The following is a 7,914-nucleotide window of genomic DNA, read 5'->3' as shown; positions in this document are numbered from 1 at the left end:
TATCAGATGTGGAGAAGGGAAAGGTCGGAGATGAAGTTCTGAGCAAGATGGTCGCTTGGCAGTAATACAAATGATCAAACACAAAATGCTTTAATCTTTACTTTTTAATAAAATGCTGTTTGTTTTTAAATAAACTCGTTATGAAAGATTTATAATCTCAATTTATTTTATTCTTTTAGTGATTTGCCTATTTGGAAGGGAAAATATTTTTAGCAAAAATTTGTCACATTTAAAATGATTTTAAGGAGGATGTGTAAAATTGGTTAAAGCACCTAAAGGCTACAGGCACAGGACGAGAAAGCTCTTTAAAAAGGACATCAGAGAAAGAGGAGGAGTGCCATCTCTCAGCCTTCTTATGATAAAATATAATGTAGGAGATAAGGTAATGATATATATTAATCCATCAATACATAAAGGAATGCCGCATAGAAGGTTTCATGGAAGGACCGGCGTAATTGTTGGTAGAAGGGGAAGGGCATATATAGTAGAACTTTATGAGGGTAGTGTAAAGAGAACGCTTTTTGTTAGACCAGAACATATAAGACCGCTTACAGTAGCGGCTTAATTTTAATTAAAACTTTATAGAGGATGTAAAATTTGCCAAGGATTATTGTAAGCAAAGAATACCTATCCAATTCTCAGCTTGAGGAGCTTTTGAAATCATCAAGCTTTGATAAAGATTCCATAATAATAAAGAAAGTAGAAGAGTATCTTAGTGCTGTAAGGAAATGCAAAGCTGAGAACATTAAAGAAATTTTGGAAGAACTAAAAAAACTGTCAATACCTGAAGAACTCGCAGTGATGATAATAAACGTACTTCCAACAGAAAGCGCAGAATTAAGAGCATTATTGCCACAGCAGTATCAGTCATTGCCTTCTGAAACTGTGGAAAAGGCTGTAGAGATAGTAAGTAAGTGCTTTTGAACTTTATGGTATTCAAATTGTGTATAACATTAATACTAATATACTTAATTTTCTAATATATTTTATAACGCAAAACAATTATGGAAGTGATGATGTTTGTCAAATGAAAGAGAAGGTGACAGATACTTTTATGGCGAAGCAAAAAAGAAAAGAGAGATACCTGATGATGTTGCTGTCGTCTTAGATTTTCTCCCTCACGGAAATCCGTTTGACAAACATGTTGAACATAGAAGAGTTCCGCTGGCACAGGTAGTTGGCTATAAATATTTCACCCTATTTGAGCTAGTAGTCCCTGAGGGAGAAAATTTTGAAGTGGGTGAAAAGATATATGCGGGTCCAGACTATGTTGGAAAAGGTCCAATCAAGTCGATTTTCGGTCCTATATCTTATGAGGACTTAACAACTGTAGCTAAAGAAAATCTCGTGTCAGTACTTTCACAGATAATTAAAGAAAATGAGAAATACTTCTTGAAGTTTTTTAATAATGCTGGATCAATAACACTGAGAATGCACATGCTTGAATTGTTGCCTGGAATAGGAAAGAGGACTTTAAATGTTATGCTAGATGAGAGGAAGAGAAAGCCGTTCGAATCATTCGAGGATATCGTTCAAAGACTTACTATAAGAGGCGTTAAGATTCACAACATTGAAAAGGTTATTGCCGAGAGGATTGTAAAAGAGCTTATTGGAGGGGAGAGGTATTATCTTTTTATAAGACCAAGTCCTAATGAATCCCAGGCTGTATATTTAAGAATTTTAGACGAAATTTATAGGGAATGAATTTATAATGGAAAGAACCAATGAACATAAGGTTTTTTTCTTCTCCCCAATTGAATTAAAAAATTGGACGATACATTTCATAAAGGAAGCAGGGATTAAGCCTAAAAAAAAGCTAAGCCAGAATTTTACAATTGATCCTAACTACATTGAGACTTTCATAAAAGAGCTCTCTCTAATAGATAACCTTGAATGGATGGTCGAAATAGGGACTGGGATAGGGACTTTAACCAAAGCTGTGTCTTATGCTTTTTCATCATCAAATATAATCACGATCGAAAAGGATGCAAGCTTATTTTCGATAATTTCAAGTATAATAGAGGAGAGAAACGTTTATCTGATTTTGGCAGATGCATTGGGCATAGTTCCGAGCATAAAAACAAGCGTAGTTTTTTCAAGCACTCCATTTTCAATAACTTCTCCCATTATCATAAAAGCTTGCAGAAATAATAATATAAAAAACATGATTTTAGGAATGCAAAAAGAAGTTGCTGAAAGGCTTGTCGCTGCAACTGGAAGTAAAAGCTATGGAAGGCTCTCCATTTTAGCTCAGCTGTTATTTGAAATTAGGATAGTTAGAAGCTTCACTCCCAAGAGCTTTTTTCCCGAGCCAAAAGTCTCTGTGAGCATTGTTTCTTTAAAAAGGAAGAAGAACTATGATACCAAGGTTCATTTTTTACTTGAAAAGTTAACTTCATGCGTATTTTCGCAGAGAAATAAAAATTCCAGAAAAGTATTTAAGCAATGCTTAGAAACCTTAAAGTTAAATTGCATCGATTATATAGAAAAGTTACTTGAAAATAAAAGGGTGAGGGAGCTATCTCCATGGGAAATGGAAGAAATTTCGAGGAGATGTGCAGAAGTAACAGAAAGGTAAGATGGGGATATTTCCTCTGCATTCCAGAAGGGGTTTATGATCCAAGCGACGACACATATATGATATTGGAGTATTTAAGCTCTCACCCTGAGATTGTTAAAAATAAAAAAGTTTTAGATATAGGAACAGGTAGCGGGATCATTGCCCTTCATTCCTTAGTGCTTGGAGCGAGCGATGTCGTTGCTACTGATGTGAATTGTTTAGCTTCATATTCGACATGCTTGAATTTAAGCAGCTTTGATAAGCAGCAAGAAAGGTTCAGCGTAGTTATTGGTAACAAGGTGACTTTTTTGAGGTCGAGATCTGGCTTCGATACAATCATAATAAACCCACCTTATCTACCAATTGAGCCTAAAAATGCTAACGATCCCTTTGAGCTACAATGGGCTGGAGGAAAAGAAGGAATAGATTTTTCTCTTTCTATATTAGACGAGATACCAGAAATTTTAAGCAGCGGCGGAACGCTTTTGTTAGTTTCTTCATCTCTAGGTAATTTAGAGATTCTGTATAGGAAAATGAGCGAAATAGATATGAAGTTTGGCATCGTTTCGAGCAAGAGCTTCTTCTTCGAAGACTTGTACTTAATAAAAGGGGAGAAAAATGGATATTAGACTTGTGCTTGTAGGTATCGAAGGTGGAGCAAACTTAGGAATGATAATGAGGCTGGCTGAAAACTTCGAGGTAGACGATGTCGTTCTCGTTTATCCAAGAGAGCTCGATATGGATGAGGCCAGAAGATTTTCAGCAAAAGCGGTAGGCAGATTAGACAATCTAGTAGTTTATAAAAACCTGGATGAAGCTCTCTCTCCATGTGATGTCAGAGTATGCACTACAGCTAAGTTCAGCCTGGATGGTGATATTTTAAGAAGCACGATCCCCTCCTATGATCTGCCCTCTTTTCTTGAAAGATATAAAAAGCCGTGTATCGTATTTGGAAGAGAAAGCTCAGGTCTCACTAGAGATGAGCTTTCGAAGTGCGATTTTGTGTCAACAATTCCTTCGTCTTCAGAGTACTCAGCTCTGAATTTGGCAAATTCGGTATCAATATATCTTTATGAGATATACAAGTCCAAAAGAAAAAGGGATCTGGTAAATTTAGCCGAGAGAGAAGAACTTGAGCAAGCCGTAAGCATATTCGGCGATATAGCTTCAATGGCATTAGGAGATGAAACAAAAATAATGAGGGCAAGAACAGCCATGAGGCATGTGCTATTTAGGTCATCTCCATCAAAGCCAGAAGTTAGAATATTGACGCATGTCCTCAGAAGAGTTAAAAGGAGGATCGAGGGAAGCTCTACCAAACAACCTTGACCACATCAAGCTCGATACATTGCACACTCTTTCCGAGTATTTCAGAGAAGTTCGGCTTAGTTCTTCCATTATCACCAGAAATCAGCTCTTTTATATAAAGCCCCCCGTCCGTCTCTATCAACCCAATCAATACCCCGGAAAAAGCGTGCAAGCTTATATCGTATACTTTTTTCCTCCTTGCAACATCTTTTCTCCTCACAAGAACTCTTGTAGGGGTTCTCTGCTCAATTACCTTTCCCTTCAGCTCTCTTACTATCGTATCAGCATCTTTCTCATTGAGGGGTACATCGCCTGCTACAACTATTCTGTAAATCTTTCTTTTCTTTGAGTCAAGCTCTTTTATCTCTCTCACATCCTTCCTTTTCCCCTTTTCTTCAAGTATGAAAATTCCGTATGGATTTTTATTTACTAGCCAGCTGATGTAGCTAAGCGGCACTCTCCTGGTTCTTGGATCTTTTATCTCAACTACCATAGGCCTTCCCCAACCGAGCATCCTCACATCAACGTCCTCTCTTCCAGAGGCATGAAGTAAAACCTCTCCCCCATAAAACTCACTGAGAACGGAAAGCATTCCTTTAACAGAAAGTTGTTGTTTTTTGTCATCATCGAACCACTCTACTTGGCTTATGTTCCTCCCAGCTTTGATATATCTTCCTTTAATGAACAGAGGCATCACTTTTACTCTCAGATTCTCACTTTTCAAATCAATGTAAATAACTGCGCCTGGATCTGTGAAACCTGCATCTATACCAGTAGAGCTGGTAATCAGCTTTCCAACTTCTCTCCTCAGCTCAGACTTTATGGATTCAGCTGTGTCTATTGAAAACTCTCTGAGAAGCTCATCCTCTTTGGTTTCTATTTCTTTTGAACCTGTAATTCCAACGACAAAGGACTCTACAGATTTTTTCTTTAATATGGGCACAGCTTCTTTATACAGGCTCACCCATTTCTTTAATTTGCCACCGCATAAATAGCATTCACCAGTCCTGCGTTTAATATTAACCTCTTCGAGCGTCTTATCAAACTCCGGACCTAAAGATTGAGAGATGGCTTCCAGCTTTTTTCCCGCCTCCTCTTCACCACTCTTAAGTTTTTTTATTAGCTCCATCGCAATTGCTATTTTTATTGCCTTTCCTCTTTCTTCATTAGTAAACCCCTTTAGAAAGGAGGAGAACATCCTTCCCAAACATGAGTCGCATAAAGGATATTTTTCCATTATGCTTATCGCTTTGCTTAATACTTCGTTCTCCAAACTTCTATTCCTCCTCTAAGAATTCATCTGCTCCTCCAAATTTTTTAAGAAGAGACTTCCTTCTTTTCAACTGCTTTAAGAGCTTTTTTATGTAGTTGTAATAATTCAAAAGCTCTCTAACGTCTTCCTGTGCCACTCCAGCACCTATTGCGATCCTTCTTATCCTTGACTTCTCTCTTTCAAGAAGCTCAGGTTTTTCCATTTCTTCATATGTCATGCTGTTAATTATATTAAGCCACATGTCCATTTTCTCTTCGCTCACTTTTAGAGCGCCCTCGTCTTCTGGTAATGACATGCTCAATCCAGGTATCATTCTAAGTATTTTTCCGATCGGCCCCATGCTCCTGATCTGCTTTATTTGCTTATAAATCAGCTTCATATTGAGGTTACCGCTCATTAAAGAATCCGCCATTTCTTCAAGCTCGTTTTGGCTCATGGTTGAATATACTCTTTCCAATATTGCCTCTATGTCGCCCATTCCCAGGATCCTTGAAGCAAAGTTTTTAGGTCTAAAAGGCTCAATTTCATCGACCTTTTCTCCAGTTCCCACAAATTTTACTTTCGCGCCTGTGGCTGCAATCGCTGATATTGCGCCTCCGCCTTTCGCAGTGCCGTCCAGCTTTGTAATTATTATTGAACCTATAGGTGTGGCTTCATGGAACTTCTTCGCAAGATCATAAGCCTTTTGACCGATTGACGCATCCAATACTAAGATGACTTCGTCAGGCTTTACAGCATCTGCTATTGCCTTCATCTCGTCAATAAGTTTGCTTTCCTCACCGTACCCATGTCTTCCAGCAGTATCAATAATTATTATTTCTGCCTTTTTTGATAGATGGTACTCTAGTCCCTTTCTGCTTATCTCTGCGGGATCGTTCAACCCCTTATCTCCCCAAAACTCAACCCCAACTTTTTCTGCCAGTTGCTTCAGCTGCTCATATGCTCCAGCCCTGAATGTGTCTGCAGCTATCAGCCCTACTCTATATCCTCTATTTTTATAGTACCAGGCTAGCTTTGCCGCAGTAGTAGTCTTCCCGCTCCCCTGGACTCCTACAAGCATTATCACATAAGGCTTTTTTTTCGGCAACACGTTAAGCTCTTCTTCTCCTCCTAAGAGCGATATGAGCTCTTCATATACAATTTTAATGAACCAGTCTCTTCTGCTCACTCCTTGCGGTGGCTTTTCCTCTAGAGCCCTCTTCCTTATTTTGCTCGTAAATTCAAAAACCACCTTTACATTTACATCAGATTTAATTAAGATCCTCTGGAGCTCTCTTATAAACTCCTCTACGCTCTGCTCATATGGAGAAGTAGATGAAAGAAACTTTTTAATTGCTTCCTTTATTCCCGAAAAAATGTTGCTCAAATCTGTTACCCTTATCCTCTCATCCTAACAATTATCCTCTGTCCCATGACCTCCCAATATTCTACTTCTTTTCCAGGAGCTATTTTGCTCAGCAGTTCTGGGTCATTTGGCTTTTGAACCTCGAAGGTTTCATAGCTTTCCATATCCATAAGTTGATAGGAATTTCCAAGGTCTGCAATGACTTGAGCAACTTTCTTCTCAATTATTGGTTGCTCTACTCTCTGATCCACCGGCGCTGTCAAAGTCCTTTTATTTCCAGTGAAAAGTCCTATGGCGACAACATGAGCCTTAGCGCTCCCGTGCTTCCCCGTTTTAGCTTTTGTTATCTCCACAACCCTGCAAGGCTCATTTTCTATGATGATGTATGTTCCTATTTTCACATCTCCGAGGGATATGTAGTTTATACTCATATGAAACCACCTAAAATATTTAAGACATTTTTCAATTAATAAATAAAAACTATAGCTAAAAAAGACTTATAAATACCTACTTTTCATTTTTAAATTGTTTTCTCCACAGACGAAAGCTCTTCAAAAGGCGATGTCTTTGGAGAGTATATATATATTTTCAATAAGACCTGAATATGCAGAAGCAATTTTCTCTGGAAGAAAGAAGTTCGAGCTCAGAAGAGGAAAAGGAAAGGATCTGATCAAGGGAGGTCTTGCTATAGTATATGTCAGCGGGAGGGTCAAAGCAATCTTAGGTGAATTTACGATCGGACGAATTATAAGAGGTCCTCCAGAGAAAATATGGAGATATGTGAGGAAGAAAAATGAAAAGGGTATATCTCCTGAGTCGTGGAAGTTTATAGCAGGAGCAAAAACTGCAATTGCCATTGAAGTATTATCGCCAAAGCTATATGAAAAGCCAGTCAGTTTAAGGGAAATCAGGGAAGTACTACCTACATGGACTCCCCCCATGGGTTACTCAAAAATCAATAAAAATGAACCAATTTATCAGATATTTCTCTCAAAACTCCTAACTTCTAAAGAAGTTAAAACTGAGAATTAAATTCTGTGCCGAGTATAGGAGTCCCAGGCTTAACCCTGGGCGAATCCTGAAAAGCTGCGCGCTTTTTGTGATATGCGCAGCTTTAGGTCCCAGGAGAGAAGCAAGCGGCGTCGGGCTTTTAGTAACGGCAGGCTCACTCCTCGGGAACAAGTCCCTCGGAGCTTACACCCCCGTCCTATCAAGCCCGTCTTCTACGGGGGCCCTCCATCCGTGCGAGTTTCCCCGCACGGAATGGCCGTCTCGTCTCGGGGCGGGCTTCCCGCTTAGATGCTTTCAGCGGTTATCCCTAACGGCGTGGCTGCCCGGCATTGCCCTGCCGGACAACCGGTAGACTAGAGGCCGCGATGCCCAGTTCCTCTCGTACTGTGGGCATCTTCCCCTCAGACGGCCAACGCC

General features: G+C 39.3%; 10 protein-coding genes and 1 rRNA gene. 7 read left to right on the top strand and 4 right to left on the bottom strand.

What is annotated here, in order from left to right; genetic code table 11:
* The first annotated feature begins 259 nt into the window (after nt 1-259).
* From ACP5SL_RS05745 to ACP5SL_RS05720, 6 genes are all read left to right on the top strand, one after another.
* The gene (locus tag ACP5SL_RS05745) at nt 260-565 is read left to right on the top strand and encodes a 50S ribosomal protein L21e (protein WP_014558245.1); all 306 of its coding nucleotides are present in this window, start codon (nt 260-262) and stop codon (nt 563-565) included.
* 32 nt (nt 566-597) lie between these two features.
* Nucleotides 598-924, top strand: coding sequence for a hypothetical protein (locus ACP5SL_RS05740; protein ID WP_014558246.1), 327 nt, complete (start codon nt 598-600; stop codon nt 922-924).
* A gap of 96 nt (nt 925-1,020) precedes the next feature.
* Complete coding sequence (locus tag ACP5SL_RS05735; RefSeq protein WP_014558247.1) at nt 1,021-1,704, top strand: DUF655 domain-containing protein; 684 nt, start codon at nt 1,021-1,023, stop codon at nt 1,702-1,704.
* Between the two features lie 7 nt (nt 1,705-1,711).
* On the top strand, nt 1,712-2,578 hold the full coding sequence (rsmA, locus tag ACP5SL_RS05730) for a 16S rRNA (adenine(1518)-N(6)/adenine(1519)-N(6))-dimethyltransferase RsmA (RefSeq protein WP_014558248.1): 867 nt from the start codon (nt 1,712-1,714) through the stop codon (nt 2,576-2,578).
* Complete coding sequence (locus ACP5SL_RS05725; protein ID WP_148683708.1) at nt 2,527-3,189, top strand: HemK2/MTQ2 family protein methyltransferase; 663 nt, start codon at nt 2,527-2,529, stop codon at nt 3,187-3,189. Before rsmA ends, ACP5SL_RS05725 begins: the two co-directional genes overlap by 52 nt.
* Nucleotides 3,179-3,889, top strand: a complete 711-nt coding sequence (locus ACP5SL_RS05720) for an RNA methyltransferase (protein WP_014558250.1) — start codon at nt 3,179-3,181, stop codon at nt 3,887-3,889. Before ACP5SL_RS05725 ends, ACP5SL_RS05720 begins: the two co-directional genes overlap by 11 nt.
* Here ACP5SL_RS05720 and ACP5SL_RS05715 read toward each other — a convergent pair.
* The 3 genes from ACP5SL_RS05715 to ACP5SL_RS05705 are packed head-to-tail and all read right to left on the bottom strand — an operon-like array spanning nt 3,873 to nt 6,917.
* The gene (locus ACP5SL_RS05715) at nt 3,873-5,141 is read right to left on the bottom strand and encodes a tRNA pseudouridine(54/55) synthase Pus10 (RefSeq protein ID WP_014558251.1); all 1,269 of its coding nucleotides are present in this window, start codon (nt 5,139-5,141) and stop codon (nt 3,873-3,875) included. The two genes, ACP5SL_RS05720 and ACP5SL_RS05715, sit on opposite strands and share 17 nt — an antisense overlap.
* A gap of 4 nt (nt 5,142-5,145) precedes the next feature.
* A complete protein-coding gene (locus tag ACP5SL_RS05710) occupies nt 5,146-6,498 on the bottom strand; it encodes a signal recognition particle protein Srp54 (RefSeq protein WP_193803525.1) in 1,353 nt (450 codons plus the stop codon).
* 20 nt (nt 6,499-6,518) lie between these two features.
* A complete protein-coding gene (locus tag ACP5SL_RS05705; RefSeq protein ID WP_014558253.1) occupies nt 6,519-6,917 on the bottom strand; it encodes a translation initiation factor IF-5A in 399 nt (132 codons plus the stop codon).
* A 136-nt stretch (nt 6,918-7,053) separates the two neighbouring features.
* Between ACP5SL_RS05705 and ACP5SL_RS05700 the strand changes: the two genes are divergently transcribed.
* Nucleotides 7,054-7,518, top strand: a complete 465-nt coding sequence (locus ACP5SL_RS05700) for an ASCH domain-containing protein (protein WP_272985280.1) — start codon at nt 7,054-7,056, stop codon at nt 7,516-7,518.
* 98 nt (nt 7,519-7,616) lie between these two features.
* Here ACP5SL_RS05700 and ACP5SL_RS05695 read toward each other — a convergent pair.
* Nucleotides 7,617-7,914 (bottom strand): 23S ribosomal RNA (locus ACP5SL_RS05695); the annotation flags it as partial.

Source organism: Fervidicoccus sp., assembly GCF_049967375.1.
In the GTDB taxonomy this organism is placed as follows: domain Archaea; phylum Thermoproteota; class Thermoprotei_A; order Sulfolobales; family Fervidicoccaceae; genus Fervidicoccus; species Fervidicoccus fontis.
The sequence above is the reverse complement of the archived record's forward strand: the minus strand, read 5'-3'. Positions and strand labels throughout refer to the sequence as shown.